Genomic DNA, 14,188 nt, shown 5'->3' with positions numbered 1-14,188 from the left:
CATCTATTTCAGACGGCGCAATGGACAATGGCATCAGATCACTAAACCACGTCAGTGGGAGAACAAAATGCGAAAGTTTGCGATTGGTTTGTTGGCGGCGGGTAGCCTGGCAGTTGCTGCCGCGCCTGCTTCGGCACATGGCAACGGCGGCGATGTCGTCGGTGCGTTGATCGGCGGGGCGGTGCTCGGCGCGGTCGTCAGCTCGGCGCTGGCCCCGGCTCCGGTGGTGGCGTACCAGCAGCCGGTCTATGCGCAGCCCGTGTACGCGCAGCCGGTGTATCAGTCGTCGGCGCCGCCGGGATACTGTTTCGATCAGTATCACCGCACGTATGTTCCGTGTGCGCCGGCGCCCGGCCCGGCCGGTTATGGCTACGGCTACGCGCCGCCCCCGCCGCCCGGATATTGATCCGCGCAGATGAAAAAAGCCCCGCATGGCTGGCCATGCGGGGCTTTTTGTTTGATGCGTGCGGTTCGATCCGGCGAGCTTCGCGGCGACACATAACCGCGACAGCGTGACTGCGTGACAATTGCGACGATCGCGTCGCGCCCAACTGGTCCCCCCGACAGGAATCGAACCTGTATCTAGCGCTTAGGAGGCACTTGTTCTATCCATTGAACTACGGGGAGGATAGGCTGAACTGGACCGGCGACACGGTGAAATCCGCGGCCGCTCCGCTCTGTCAGACATCTGCGGCGATTCTGCTTCGTCCTACACGAAGCGCCGTTTCCGGCGACGAATCCAGTCTTCAACCCAACTGAATTCGCTGACGAGGCAGAAGTATATCAAAGAGCTTTGACTATTCAGCCTGCGCCGGATGCCAAAACAAAACGGCCCGGCAGATCGTCTCTGGCGGACCGTTGCCGGTTGCGCGTCGGGGACACTGCACCTGACGCGAAACCGTTTCGCGCACACCGTCCGGGTTGGCCGGAACGTGCGCCGACGTCTGACGCCGCTTAAAACTCGACGACGACGAATTCCGCCTTGGCGACGTCGCACAGCGGGCAGCGCCAGTCTTCGGGGATATCGCCGAAGCACGTGCCCGGTGCAATGCCTTCTTCCGGCACGCCTTCTTCCTCGTTATAAATCCAGCCGCAAATCAGGCAGACCCAGCTCTTGTATTCAATGACAACTTCACTCACGACGCACTCTTTATTCGGTTTATTGCAACAATCCGCGAAATCTGCCCCTTTTTGAGGCGGTTTGCGGCCACCCGTAATGGTACCGGAATTCAGCAAACGCCCCACGGGCGACAAAGTCGCAGGGTTGTCGGCCGTGCCTGGCGGCGTTTGCGCGGTCCGGTTCCGGTATGTCTCGTGGATTGCTTCGCACGGCGAGACTGTCACGGTCGCGGTGTATCCTTTCAACGCGGCTACGTCCTGCCGCTCGCCGCGTGGCTGCTCAACTCAAGGAGAACAACGATGCTCACGAGACAACGGTTGGTTGGCGGATTTGCCGGCGCGCTGTGCGCGGGATTGATCGCGGTGTCGGGCGTGGCGCACGCGGAAGGCGTGTCGTTCGTGCAGCCGAAAGACGGCGCGACGGTCAGCAATCCGGTTCACGTCGTGTTCGGCCTCGACGGCATGAAAATCGCGCCCGTCGGCACGATGACGGCGGGCACGGGGCACCATCATCTGCTGATCGACGGCGCGCCGTTGAAGCAGGGCGAAGTGATTCCGGTCAGCGACACATCCTTGCATTTCGGCAAAGGTCAAACCGAAACCGATCTGACCTTGCCGCCCGGCGACCACACGTTGACGCTGCAATTCGGCGACGGCGCGCATCGATCGTACGGGCCGAAAATGAGCAAAACCATCACCGTTCACGTGAAGTAACCGCGCGCGGCGAGCGGCTCGCGCCAGTGCCGGGCGAGCGGGCCCGCGCGAAAAACGGCCCGGATCGGCGCAAAACCGTGTGCACCGGACTGCGCGGCCACATCACGAAATACGTTGGGAATCGTCCTATCCCATCCGGCCGAAGGGCGCGCATCGATGCGCCCGGTACAATGGCCGCTTCCGGCTCATCGCTGTCTCTTATATTCCTCCATGTCGCTCTATACCATTACCGGAGCGCAACTGGCGTTCGGCCACGTTGCCTTGCTCGATCACGCGGATTTCTCCCTCGAAGCGGGCGAGCGCGTAGGCCTGATCGGCCGCAACGGCGCAGGCAAGTCGTCGCTGCTGACCATCGTTGCCGATCTCAGCAAGCCTGACGACGGTCTCGTCACGCGTCAGCAAAACCTGACTACGGTCTACGTGCCGCAGGAACCCGAGTTCGATGTGGATCACACGGTATTCGAAGCCGTCGCCGCCGGTCTGACGCAGGCGCGCGCCGCGCTCGACGAATTCGATCAGGTCGCGCACGAACTCGCCGACGCGCCCGAAGGTCCGGCGCACGATGCGTTGATGTCGCGGCTGACCGCGTTGCAGTCGTCGCTCGACACGACCGACGCGTGGAACTGGCGCAATCGCGTCGAGACCACGCTCGCGCAGATCGGGCTCGACGGCAGCTTGCGGGTCGGCGCGTTGTCGGGCGGGATGCAGAAGCGCGTCGCGCTGGCGCGTGCGCTGGTCGTGCAGCCGGACGTGTTGCTGCTCGACGAACCGACCAACCACCTCGATTTCGACGGTATCCGCTGGCTCGAAGAACTGCTGATCTCGCAGCGCTCGGGCCTGCTGTTCATCACCCACGACCGCGCGTTTCTCGATCGCGTCGCAACCCGCATCGTCGAACTCGATCGTGGCCGTCTGCTGTCGTATCCGGGCAATTTCTCCGAATACCAGACGCGCAAGGCGCAGCAACTCGAAGTCGAGCGTATCGAGAACGACAAGTTCGACAAACTGCTCGCGCAGGAAGAAGTGTGGATTCGCAAGGGCGTCGAAGCGCGGCGCACGCGCAGCGTCGGGCGGATTGCGCGGCTCGTGGAAATGCGCGGTGAGCGCGCGGACCGCCGGAACGTGCAGGGCAATGTGAAGCTCGACGTCGGACAAGGCGAGAAGTCCGGCAAGATCGTCGCGGAACTGACGGACGTGTCGAAGCACTACGGCGGCCGCACGATCGTCGATACGTTCTCGGCCACGGTGATGCGCGGCGACAAGATCGGTTTCGTCGGTCCGAACGGCGCAGGCAAGACCACGCTGCTGAAGATCATTCTCGGCGAGTTGAAGCCGGACGAAGGCACGGTGCGCGTCGGCACGAACCTGCAAGTCGCGTACTTCGATCAGATGCGCGCGCAGCTCGACCTCGAAAAGAGCCTCGCCGACACGATCAGTCCCGGTAGCGACTGGGTCGAAGTGAACGGCACGAAGAAGCACGTGATGAGCTATCTCGGCGACTTCCTGTTCGCACCGGAACGCGCGCGTTCGCCGGTGAAGTCGCTGTCGGGCGGCGAGCGTAACCGTCTGCTGCTGGCGCGTCTGTTCGCGCGCCCGGCGAACGTGCTGGTGCTCGACGAACCCACCAACGACCTCGATATTCCCACGCTCGAACTGCTCGAAGAACTGCTGACGGATTACGACGGCACGGTGCTGCTGGTCAGCCACGACCGCGCGTTCCTCGACAACGTCGCGACGTCGGTGATTGCGTCGGAAGGCGAAGGCAAGTGGCGCGAATACGTCGGTGGCTTTACCGACTGGACCATCCAGCGCGAGCGGTCGGCGCAGATGGCGCTGGAAGCGTCGAAAGAAGTATCGAAAGAAGCGGCCAAAGACACTGCGGCGAAAGACGGCGGTGCCGGCCGCAACGCGCAACGCGCGGCGAAGATGTCGTTCAAGGAACAGCGCGAGCTCGAAGCGCTGCCGGTGACGATCGCCGCGCTGGAAGCGGAGCAGAAAGAGATCAACGGCAAGCTCGCAGATGGCTCGATCTTCGCGAAGGACGCGGCCGAAGGCGCGCGCCTGACCGCGCGATACGGCGTGATCGACGAGGAATTGCTGGTCGCGATGGAACGTTGGGACGAACTGGAAAGCAAGCGCAAGTGATGACCGGCGCCGGCGAGCCCTGGGTTCAGGTTTCGTCGGTGCCGAGACGGGGGGGGTGGCGTGGCGACGGCGGCGAGGGGTGTGAGTGGTGTGGGCCGGGCGCGCAGCGCGGGAAGATCGGACGGCCTTGCTGAACGCATCGTCGTCCTGGCGGGTAAGCGACGAGTTAAGCACGCACACGCCCGCAAGGTGTGCCGTAACCAATCCCGCGTCCGACGCGGCGGGCGTAAAGCATGTCGGGTGGTTGCATACTGATAGTCCGTATTCGAGAGCACCGGGCGCCGGCCAGCCAGCCCAATCCCCACCAGACCGGCCGCGCCGCCTGCGGCCCAACCCGCCCAAATCGTCCACCGCGCCCACGCGCAAATTGCCCCTTGTATCGAAATCAGTAAAATACCCCGCGAACAGGCCCCCTCAAGCGGTATGCGCTCAGGAGGCCGGCGACAGAACAACTTGCCCGCGCGGCGGGCATCACAATCAAGCCCGTTGTTTCGTTTCGCTTTTTTTGAAAACTCAACGCATTGTCCACGCAGATGTCCACAGGATCTGTGGACATCGATGAACCGACGGACCCCAGTAAGCCATGTCTACGAAAAAGCCAAGCGCCGCGTATAGCGAAGCGTCGATCAAGGTGTTGAAGGGCCTCGAGCCGGTCAAGCAACGGCCCGGCATGTATACGCGCACCGAAAATCCGCTGCACATCATCCAGGAAGTGATCGACAACGCGTCGGACGAGGCGCTCGGCGGCCACGGCCGTCAGATCACGGTCACGCTGCATGCCGACCAGTCCGTGTCGGTCGAAGACGACGGGCGCGGCATCCCGTTCGGCATGCATCCCGAAGAGGGCGTGCCGGTCGTCGAAATCGTCTTCACGCGTCTGCATGCAGGCGGCAAATTCGATAAAGCCGCCGGCGGCGCCTACACGTTCTCGGGCGGCCTGCACGGCGTCGGCGTGTCGGTCACCAACGCACTGTCCACCCGCCTCGACGTCACCGTGTGGCGCGACGGCAAAGTCGCGGAACTCGGTTTCGCACACGGCGACGTCGCGAGGACGCTGCAGGTGCGTGCGGCCGCGCGCGGTGAAAAGAAGTCGGGCACGCGCGTCACCGCATGGGCCGATCCGAAATACTTCGATTCCCCCAATCTGCCGCTCGGCGAACTGCAACGCCTGCTGCGCTCGAAAGCCGTGCTGCTGCCGGGCGTCGAAGTCACGCTGATCAACGAGAAGAGCGGCGAGCGCCAAACCTGGAAATACGACGACGGTCTGCGCGGCTATCTGCTCGAAGGGATGAACGGCAGCGATCTGCTGATTCCGCTGTTCGAAGGCGAGCGTTACGCGGAAAACTCGCGCTCCAACGAAGAAACCTTCGCCGAAGGCGAGGGCGCGGCGTGGGTCGTCGCGTGGAGCGAAGAAGGCACGCTGATGCGCGAGTCGTACGTGAACCTGATTCCCACGCCGGCCGGCGGCACGCACGAATCCGGCTTGCGCGAAGGGCTGTTCCAGGCGGTCAAGAGCTTCGTCGAACTGCATAACCTGCAACCGAAGGGCGTCAAGCTGCTCGCGGAAGACGTGTTCGCGCGCGTGTCGTTCGTGCTGTCCGCGAAAGTGCTCGACCCGCAGTTCCAAGGCCAGATCAAGGAACGCCTGAACAGCCGCGATGCGGTCAAGCTGGTGTCGTCGTTCGCGCGTCCGGCGCTGGAGTTGTGGCTGAACCAGCACGTCGAGCACGGCAAGAAGCTCGCCGATCTCGTCATCAAGCAGGCGCAGGCGCGCACCCGCGCCGGTCAGAAGGTCGAGAAGCGCAAGAGCTCGGGCGTCGCGGTGTTGCCGGGCAAGCTGACCGATTGCGAATCGACGGATATCAAGCGCAACGAACTGTTCCTTGTCGAGGGCGATTCGGCCGGCGGCTCCGCGAAGATGGGCCGCGACAAGGAATATCAGGCCATCCTGCCGTTGCGCGGCAAGGTGCTCAACACATGGGAAACCGAACGCGACCGGCTGTTTGCGAACAACGAAGTGCACGACATTTCGGTGGCGATCGGCGTCGATCCGCATAGCCCGGACGACAAGGTCGATCTGTCCAATCTGCGCTACGGCAAGATCTGCATTCTCTCCGACGCGGACGTGGACGGCTCGCACATTCAGGTGCTGTTGCTGACGCTGTTCTTCAAGCATTTCCCGCAACTGATCGAACGCGGCCATGTGTGCGTGGCGCGTCCGCCGCTGTTTCGCGTCGATGCGCCCGCGCGCGGCAAGAAGCCGGCGCAGAAGCTGTACGCGCTCGACGAAGGCGAACTCGAAGCAATCACCGACAAGCTCCGCAAGGACGGCGTGCGCGACACCCAATGGTCGATCAGCCGCTTCAAGGGTCTGGGCGAAATGAGCGCGGAACAGTTGTGGGATACCACGATGAATCCCGATACGCGTCGGCTGTCGCCGGTTGCGCTGGGCGAACTCGATTACGACATGACCGTCGCCCGGATGACGATGCTGATGGGCAAGGGCGAAGCGGCGTCGCGCCGCAGCTGGCTCGAAGAAAAGGGCAACGAAGTCGAAGCGGACATCTGAGCGACGCGCGTTCAGCGCGCCGCCTCGACGCTTCGCCACTTGATGCCAAACACGGATACGAATCTAGATGGACGACAACACTGTTGATCTTTTCAATGCGCCGGCAGCGCCCGACGGCGACTTCCTGACGCTCGGCAACTACGCCGAACGCGCGTACCTCGACTACGCGGTCAGCGTCGTCAAGGGCCGCGCGTTGCCGGACGTTTGCGACGGCCAGAAGCCGGTGCAGCGCCGCATCCTGTTCGCGATGAACGAGATGGGCCTCGGCGACAACGCGAAACCCGTGAAGTCGGCGCGCGTGGTCGGCGATGTGCTGGGTAAATATCACCCGCACGGCGACCAGTCCGCGTACGACGCGCTGGTGCGTCTCGCGCAAGACTTTTCGATGCGCTATCCGCTGATCGACGGTCAAGGCAATTTCGGTTCGCGCGACGGCGACGGCGCCGCCGCGATGCGATACACCGAAGCGCGCCTGACGCCGATCGCGAAACTGCTGCTCGACGAAATCAACCAGGGCACGGTCGATTTCATGTCGAACTACGACGGCTCGTTCCAGGAACCGAGGCTGTTGCCCGCACGCTTGCCGTTCGTGCTGCTGAACGGCGCCTCGGGCATCGCAGTCGGTCTCGCGACGGAAATTCCGTCGCACAACCTGCGCGAAGTGGCGGCAGCGGCCGTCGCGATGATCCGCAATCCGAAGATCGAGCACGCCGAACTGATGCAACTGATCCCGGGACCGGACTTCCCCGGCGGCGGCCAGATCATTTCGAGCGAAGCCGAAATCGCCGCAGCTTACGAGAACGGACGCGGCAGCCTGAAGGTACGCGCGCGCTGGAAAATCGAAGAACTCGCGCGCGGTCAGTGGCAACTCGTGATCACCGAATTGCCGCCGAACACGGCCGCGCAAAAGGTGCTCGAAGAGATCGAAGAGCAGACCAATCCGAAGATCAAGCTCGGCAAGAAGACGCTCACGCCAGACCAGCTTCAGACCAAACAGACCATGCTCGGACTGCTCGACGCAGTACGCGACGAGTCCGGCAAGGACGCGCCGGTGCGACTCGTGTTCGAGCCGAAGTCGAGCCGCATCGATCAGACCGAGTTCGTCACGACGCTGCTCGCGCATACCAGCCTCGAATCGAACGCGTCGCTGAATCTGGTGATGGTCGGCGCCGACGGCCGGCCGCGTCAGAAGGGCATCGGCGAGATGCTGCGCGAGTGGATCGGCTTCCGTTTCGCGACGGTCACGCGCCGCACGCGTCATCGTCTGGGCAAGGTGGACGACCGTATCCATATTCTCGAAGGCCGGATGATCGTCTTCCTGAATATCGACGAAGTGATCCGCATCATCCGCGAATCCGACGAGCCGAAGCAGGCGCTGATCACGGCGTTCGGCTTGTCCGACCGTCAGGCGGAAGACATTCTCGAAATCCGCTTGCGTCAGTTGGCGCGTCTGGAAAAGATCAAGATCGAGAAAGAGCTGTCCGAGCTGTGGGACGAAAAAGCCAAGCTCGAAGAACTGCTCGGCAGCGACACGTCGATGAAGCGTCTGATCATCAAGGAAATCGAAGGCGATGCGAAACAGTACGGCGACGATCGGCGCACGCTGATCCAGCAGGAAAAGCGCGCAACGTTCGAAGTGCGCGTGGTCGACGAACCGGTGACGGTCGTGGTGTCGCAAAAGGGCTGGGTGCGGGCGCTGAAGGGCCACGGTCTCGATGCCGCCGGCTTCACGTTCAAGGCCGGCGACGGCCTGTACGCGGCGTTCCAGTCCCGCACGCCGGACACGCTGATCGCGTGGGGCAGCAACGGTCGCGTCTATTCGGTCGCGGTGGCGCTGTTGCCGGGCGGTCGTGGCGACGGCGTGCCGGTCACGTCGCTGATCGAACTGGAGTCGGGCAGTCACCTGATGCATTACTACGCCGCGCCCGCGGATCAGGCGCTGCTGCTCGCGTCGAGCAACGGTTTCGGCTTTATCGCGAAGGTCGGCGACATGGTCAGCCGCGTGAAGGCGGGCAAGTCGTTTATGACGATCGACGCGGGCGCTGCACCGCTCGCTCCGATGCCGATGCTGCCCGACGCGACGCAGATCGCCTGTCTATCGAGCGGCGCGCGTCTGCTGGTGTTCGGCCTCGACGAAATGAAGACGTTGTCGGGCGGCGGACGCGGCGTCACGCTGATGGCGCTCGACGAAAACGAGACGCTGGTTCAGGCGCTCGCGATCAACAAGGCGGGTCTGGTGCTGCTCGGCACCGGTCGCGGCGGCAAGCAGGTCGAGGAATCGATGAACGCGTCGGCGCTTGCGCCGCACGTCGGCAAACGCGCACGCAAGGGCCGTCTGCCGGATACGCGCGTCAAGGTCGCAGCGTTGCGGCCGGTACTGGCGGGTTGATCCGTGGTTCGCTGATTCGCTGATCTGTCGATCGGCAGCATGGTCGTTCAAGGGTGGTTCGCGATGCCGTGAGGTGTCGCAAACCGCCCGGCCCGCCGGGGAATCCAGGCAATACATGCGGGCGTTTTGGCTTTACCCACAATACCGGGGCGTGGCGCTCAAACGGCGCTACATATAAAAAACAACACGATGGCGGATACTGTGTCGCGGAACTGCACGTTCCACGGGCAGTCGAACGCGCTCATACGCCGTGCCCCGCACGCAGCGGCGCGTCATCATCGGGAGAGGAAAACTACATGAATAAAGCCATCGAACTCGCGCTGTTTCTGCATCTGCTGGGTGTCGCCGTCTGGGTCGGCGGCATGATCTTCGCGCATTTCTGTCTGCGTCCGGCGCTCGCCGACCTGTCGCCGCAACTCCGGTTGCCGCTGTGGGAATCGGTATTTGGACGCTTCTTCAACTGGGTCGCGGCGTCGGTGCTGGTGATCCTGCTGTCCGGCGGTTTCCTGCTGATGCAATACGGCGGCGGTCACGCGTCGTGGCCGCTTCACGCGATGGCAGGGCTGGGCATCGTGATGATGCTGATCTTCGGCCATATCCGGTTTGCCGTGTTCCCGCGCATCCGTCGCGCGGTGCAGGCGCAACGCTGGCCGGACGGCGCGAACGCGGTCGGGACGGTGCGTCGTCTGGTGCTCGTCAATATCGTGCTGGGCATCGTGACGATCGGCGTCGCGGTGTTGTCGCGCGGGTTTTAAGGTTTAGACGTTTTAGACGTTTTAGACGTGTCGCGATTTCACGGGTCTGCGAGACCGCGATTTCGCGATTTCGCCAGTCCGCGCCCCCACGCCGGCGCCGACGCCGCTAGTGCATCGCCACGTACGCGAGCCACGCGCCACATGCCACCGCGACGGTCCCGTACACCGCATATACGGGCACTTTCAGCTTCGCGAAACATATCGCCGAGAACGCCGCCGTCAACAGGTACGGCGCTTCCAGCGGCACGCGCCCCGCAATTTTCAAGACCGCTACGGCGAGAAACGCGGTGGTGACCGCGCGCAGAATGCGCATCCCGTGCTCGAAGCGGGCGTCGGCTTTCAGTTGATGCAGATGACGCTGCGCGAGCACTACCAGACACCCCGACGGTACGAACAACGCCAGCGTCGCGATCAGCGCGCCTGGCCAGCCGTCGATCAGATAGCCGAAGAACGGCACCACGTTCAGCAACGGCCCCGGCGACAGCGGCGATAGCGAAAACGCCAGCGTGAAGTCGTTATCCGACACACCGATCGACGGCGACACGAACAGGGTTTTCAGAACCGGCAACGCTGAGAAACCGCCGCCGAACAGCGTCATGCCCGCGCCCGCGAGCCGCGGCCACAGCAGCATCAGATCGTAGCGATGCGGCAGCGGAATCGCGAACAGCGCGAGCAGCACGCCGAGCGCGCCGATCAACTGCCAGTCTCCACGCGCGATCGCCACCGTCACCCGTCCGCTGCGCACAGGGCTCACGAACCAGCCCGTCGCGAAGGCCGTGCCGAGCATCAGCACATAGGCCGCCGGACTGTGCGCGAACACCAGTGCCACGCAACCGAGCGCCGCCGCGATCCACTCCAGGCGGCCGCGCACCAGCGCGCGCGTCTGCTTGTACCAGGTAATGCCGATCAAGGTCGCGAGCACGACGCTGAAGTGATTGAGCAGGGTTTGCGACGCCAGCGAGCGGATCAGCGGCGTGCGGTAGAAGATCGCGAACACGGTCATCAGGATCGCGAAGGGCAGCACGCTGGCCGCGCCCGCGACCCAGGCGCCGGCCCGTCCGCGCAATGCATGGCCGAGCTGCACGGCGACGTTGCACCCGACCGGCCCCGGCACCATCCACGCGAGCGCGATCAGATCGGAGAATTCGACCCGCGACAGCCGGTCTTCCCGCTCGACGTAGTGGTTCTCCAGCTGCGCCATCAGCGCGAGTCCGCCCCACGACAGCGCCGACAGGCCGAATACCACACGGAACAGCGTCCACAGCGGTTCCCGCTCGGTGCTACGGGCGACATCCTGGCTCGTCATCATGTGCATGGCGTCCGCGCGCCGGATGGACGGCGCGCGCTTCTCAGGTCTAGCGTTCTATTCATCGCGCGCCTGAACCGGTCAGAGCGGCGCGCAGCGTTGTGAGCCTTGGTGTTCCTGATATTGCGGTGAGCCTGTGCGCGGATTGTCACCGCGTTGCATCGGTGGCGCGCACCACAGGAATGTAGCCGGTTTCGTCCGTGCTTAACAGATGCGTAAGTGCGCTGGAAAGCGATCGTAATGGAGCGATGCGCAAGCGCGCGACGCGACGCGCGATGGGTGACGCGCCGCGCTGGCCGCCGTCCGGTGCGGGACGGCGCCCAGCCTTACTGGCCGCTCGGGGTTGCGCTGACGCGTTCGATGTCCGGCTCGTCGACGCTCTGTTGCTGGTCTTGCAGACCGCATACGCCGAACCGGTCGAGCAGCGCGCCGATCGCCTCGGCGGGAACCGGACGCGAAAACAGGAAGCCTTGCGCCTCGATATGGCCGAGCGCCGCGAGCCACGCAATCTGTTCTTCGGTTTCGGTGCCTTCTACCACGACCGTCAGCCCCAGCGAGCGCGCCAGATTGACGATGGCCGTCACCATCACGCAGACGCTGCGGTCGGCGGGAATGGCTTGCACGAACGAGCGATCGACCTTCAGCGTATCGACCGAAAACCGGTTCAGGTACGACAGCGACGAATAGCCGGTGCCGAAATCGTCGAGTGCGATACGGATGCCGAGCCGCTTCAGCGCGAAAATCTTCTCCGACACCAGATCCGGATATTCCATCATCGCGGTCTCGGTGATTTCCAGTTCCAGGCGGCGCGCGGAAATGCCGGTTTCCTCGATTGCGCGCGACACCGTTTCGTAAAGGTCGCCGCGCCAGAACTGCACTGCCGAGATATTCACGGCGAGCGACAACGTGTCGTAACCCTGCTGTTGCCACGCGGCAAGCTGACGGCACGCGGTTTCGATCACGAAATCGCCGATCGGCACGATCAATCCGGTCGATTCCGCGACCGGAATGAATTCGTTGGCTGGAATCAGCCCGTGCTGCGGATGGTTCCAGCGCACGAGCGCCTCGAAACCGGTGATGCAACGCCGCGTCAGGTCGATCTTGGGCTGATAGGCGAGAAAGAGCTGGCCGTCGGCGAGCGCGACGCGCAGTTGCTGTTCCCACTTCATCAGGTGATCGGCACGGTGCGACAGTTGCGGCGAGTAGAACTGATAGCAGTTCTTGCCCGCATCTTTCGCGCTGTACATCGCCAGATCCGCCTTCTTCAGCAGGTCGATCTCGTTTTCGTGCGCGATCGAATACAACGCAATGCCGATGCTCGCGTGCAGCACGAACGCGCTGCCGCGCACTTCGAACGGTTTCGCGAAGACGTCGGCGGCGGCTTCGGCCAGCGCCACCGCGCGCTTCTCGACGTCGTCGCCTTTGACGACCACCACGAACTCGTCCCCGCCGATCCGGCTCAGCGTGCCGCCGTCGCCGATCGCATCGGCGAGGCGCGATGCGGTCATTTGCAGCACGATGTCGCCCGCGTTGTGGCCGAGCGTGTCATTGACGGTCTTGAAGTTGTCGAGGTCGATAAAGAGGATCGCGAGGTGACCGAGATTGGCGGCTTGCGCCACGTCGTGCCGCAGGCCTTGCAGCGTCGCGTAGCGGTTGCGCAGACCGGTCAGCAGATCGTATTCGACCAGATGCGTCATCTCGCGCTCGCGGCCGAGCAGCTTGCCGATCAGGCCGGTCGCGACCGCGAAGAAACTGAGCATCGCGAGCGAGATAAAGCCTGCCATCAGCAGGTAGACGTCGCGCGTGTGGTTGTAGTCGGCGAATTCTTCGGCCTGCGACAGACCGACCAGCACGCCGAGCGGATAACCGTCGATATGCCGGTACGAGACGATCCGCGTGACGTTGTCGATCGAATCGACATAGGTGCCGGACACGTGCTCCGAGGTCGGATACATGCCGCTCGCGGTGAACGTGCTCGCGGAATCCGGCGCGTTGCCGGTGCGGCGGGCGAGCACCGTGCCGTTGTCGGAAATGACCGCGATCACGCCGTCGCGACCGATCGCCGCGTTGTTGTAGAAGTCGCTCGTGAAGTAGCTCGGGTCTTCCGACACCACCACGACGCCCGCGAACGAGCCGTCCGGATGATTCAGGCGGCGCGTCATCTGCAAGGTCCAGTGACCGGACACGCGGCCGAGCACCGGCTTGCTGATAAACAGCTGGTCGTCGTTTTCGTGTTCGTGGACGCGGAAATGCTCGCGGTCGGACAGATCGATGTGTTTCGGATTGAGTTCGGCGGTATTGGCGATCAGCTTGCCGTGTTCGTCGATCAGCGAGACCTGAACCAGCGTTTCGCTTTGCACCACGCCTTTCTCGACCGTGCTCGTGAGGTCGAAATGATTGGGTGTCTTCTCGAATTCATATTTGACGAAACGGGTGATCTGGTCGACCTGATGGATCGCCTTCACCGTGTGCTGCTGCAGCGCCGCCGAAAGAATCGCCGAGGACGCCATCGCCTCGCGATACGTCGCGTCTTTTTCCACCGACAGCCGCGCGAAAATCACGGTCCACAGCAGGATCAGCACCAGCACGCCGAGCGCGGGGATGGCGAGTAGCGCGCGTCGCCGCGTCACGATGGGGTCGCGCCGACGCGGCGCGTCGTGCGAGGGAGTGCCTCGAAAAGGATTCATCGGGCTGGAAACGCCCGGTTGCAGCCGGCGAACGGTACGGATTGCGTGGTCTGCCACGACTGCTGCATCGATTGCGCAAGTTTCAGAATGGGCTGCATGATGAACGGAATGCCAGGGCTGCTGCGCAGTGGGAAGGGCGGCGGCCACGGCCGAGCCCTCGATAGGCGATCGAATGCGCTTTGATATTACTGAATGCCTCTGGTTTCGGGAAGAGTGGCAACACCGGGTATACGCTCGACCCGACCTTGCGGCGGCTATCGAACCTTACCGGCAGCCGCGCCGGGCGGGGGTTCCAGGGGCGGCGAACGCAGGCGGCATGAAAGCCGTTTCGTGAACCCGAAGCGCGTCGATTCTACGTTCGACGCGTTCGTTTCGCCAAAACAAACCGCGCCGCAGACAGCGGAACTGTCTGCGGCGCGGATGGGTTGCCCGTTTGAGACGGGCGCGCGTGTCGCGGCGTTATGTCATGACGTCATGACGTCATTGCGTGATTACGCGATTACG

The 14,188-nt window shown here is 63.5% G+C and carries 9 protein-coding genes and 1 tRNA gene; 6 read left to right on the top strand and 4 right to left on the bottom strand.

Annotated elements, in window-relative coordinates:
- Positions 1–67 precede the first annotated feature (67 nt).
- Positions 68–406 carry an ecotin precursor gene (locus PW947_RS20660; RefSeq protein WP_299634239.1) on the top strand — a complete coding sequence of 113 codons (339 nt, stop codon included), beginning with the start codon at positions 68–70 and terminating at the stop codon, positions 404–406.
- 146 nt (positions 407–552) lie between these two features.
- Here the strand turns inward: PW947_RS20660 and PW947_RS20655 are convergent.
- A tRNA-Arg gene (locus PW947_RS20655) sits at positions 553–627 on the bottom strand.
- A 327-nt stretch (positions 628–954) separates the two neighbouring features.
- Positions 955–1,140, bottom strand: coding sequence for a rubredoxin (locus tag PW947_RS20650; RefSeq protein WP_299634238.1), 186 nt, complete (start codon positions 1,138–1,140; stop codon positions 955–957).
- A 279-nt stretch (positions 1,141–1,419) separates the two neighbouring features.
- Between PW947_RS20650 and PW947_RS20645 the strand changes: the two genes are divergently transcribed.
- The 5 genes from PW947_RS20645 (at position 1,420) to PW947_RS20625 (ending at position 9,691) form a co-directional block, all read left to right on the top strand.
- Entirely contained in the window at positions 1,420–1,833 is a 414-nt protein-coding gene (locus PW947_RS20645; RefSeq protein ID WP_299634237.1) for a DUF4399 domain-containing protein, read from the top strand.
- Between the two features lie 210 nt (positions 1,834–2,043).
- Positions 2,044–3,978, top strand: coding sequence for an ATP-binding cassette domain-containing protein (locus tag PW947_RS20640; RefSeq protein WP_299634236.1), 1,935 nt, complete (start codon positions 2,044–2,046; stop codon positions 3,976–3,978).
- A 583-nt stretch (positions 3,979–4,561) separates the two neighbouring features.
- A complete protein-coding gene (locus tag PW947_RS20635; RefSeq protein ID WP_299634234.1) occupies positions 4,562–6,547 on the top strand; it encodes a DNA topoisomerase IV subunit B in 1,986 nt (661 codons plus the stop codon).
- 67 nt (positions 6,548–6,614) lie between these two features.
- Positions 6,615–8,936, top strand: coding sequence for a DNA topoisomerase IV subunit A (gene parC / locus PW947_RS20630; protein ID WP_299634233.1), 2,322 nt, complete (start codon positions 6,615–6,617; stop codon positions 8,934–8,936).
- Between the two features lie 296 nt (positions 8,937–9,232).
- Entirely contained in the window at positions 9,233–9,691 is a 459-nt protein-coding gene (locus PW947_RS20625) for a CopD family protein (protein ID WP_299634232.1), read from the top strand.
- A gap of 106 nt (positions 9,692–9,797) precedes the next feature.
- Here the strand turns inward: PW947_RS20625 and PW947_RS20620 are convergent, their stop codons facing one another.
- Together PW947_RS20620 and PW947_RS20615 are read right to left on the bottom strand one after the other, a co-directional pair.
- A complete protein-coding gene (locus tag PW947_RS20620) occupies positions 9,798–11,006 on the bottom strand; it encodes a chromate transporter (RefSeq protein ID WP_299634231.1) in 1,209 nt (402 codons plus the stop codon).
- Between the two features lie 317 nt (positions 11,007–11,323).
- Positions 11,324–13,684, bottom strand: a complete 2,361-nt coding sequence (locus PW947_RS20615; protein ID WP_299634230.1) for an EAL domain-containing protein — start codon at positions 13,682–13,684, stop codon at positions 11,324–11,326.
- Positions 13,685–14,188: the final 504 nt, after the last annotated feature.

Source organism: Paraburkholderia sp. (assembly GCF_028283785.1).
Lineage (GTDB): Bacteria > Pseudomonadota > Gammaproteobacteria > Burkholderiales > Burkholderiaceae > Paraburkholderia.
The sequence above is the reverse complement of the archived record's forward strand: the minus strand, read 5'-3'. Positions and strand labels throughout refer to the sequence as shown.

What these genes read in the sequence shown, in the direction of transcription:
- PW947_RS20620 (WP_299634231.1), bottom strand. Translation starts at nt 11,006, where the DNA reads ATGCACATGATGACGAGCCAGGATGTCGCCCGTAGCACCGAGCGGGAA.
- parC (WP_299634233.1), top strand. Translation starts at nt 6,615, where the DNA reads ATGGACGACAACACTGTTGATCTTTTCAATGCGCCGGCAGCGCCCGAC.
- PW947_RS20625 (WP_299634232.1), top strand. Translation starts at nt 9,233, where the DNA reads ATGAATAAAGCCATCGAACTCGCGCTGTTTCTGCATCTGCTGGGTGTC.
- PW947_RS20635 (WP_299634234.1), top strand. Translation starts at nt 4,562, where the DNA reads ATGTCTACGAAAAAGCCAAGCGCCGCGTATAGCGAAGCGTCGATCAAG.
- PW947_RS20615 (WP_299634230.1), bottom strand. Translation starts at nt 13,684, where the DNA reads ATGAATCCTTTTCGAGGCACTCCCTCGCACGACGCGCCGCGTCGGCGC.
- PW947_RS20660 (WP_299634239.1), top strand. Translation starts at nt 68, where the DNA reads ATGCGAAAGTTTGCGATTGGTTTGTTGGCGGCGGGTAGCCTGGCAGTT.
- PW947_RS20640 (WP_299634236.1), top strand. Translation starts at nt 2,044, where the DNA reads ATGTCGCTCTATACCATTACCGGAGCGCAACTGGCGTTCGGCCACGTT.
- PW947_RS20645 (WP_299634237.1), top strand. Translation starts at nt 1,420, where the DNA reads ATGCTCACGAGACAACGGTTGGTTGGCGGATTTGCCGGCGCGCTGTGC.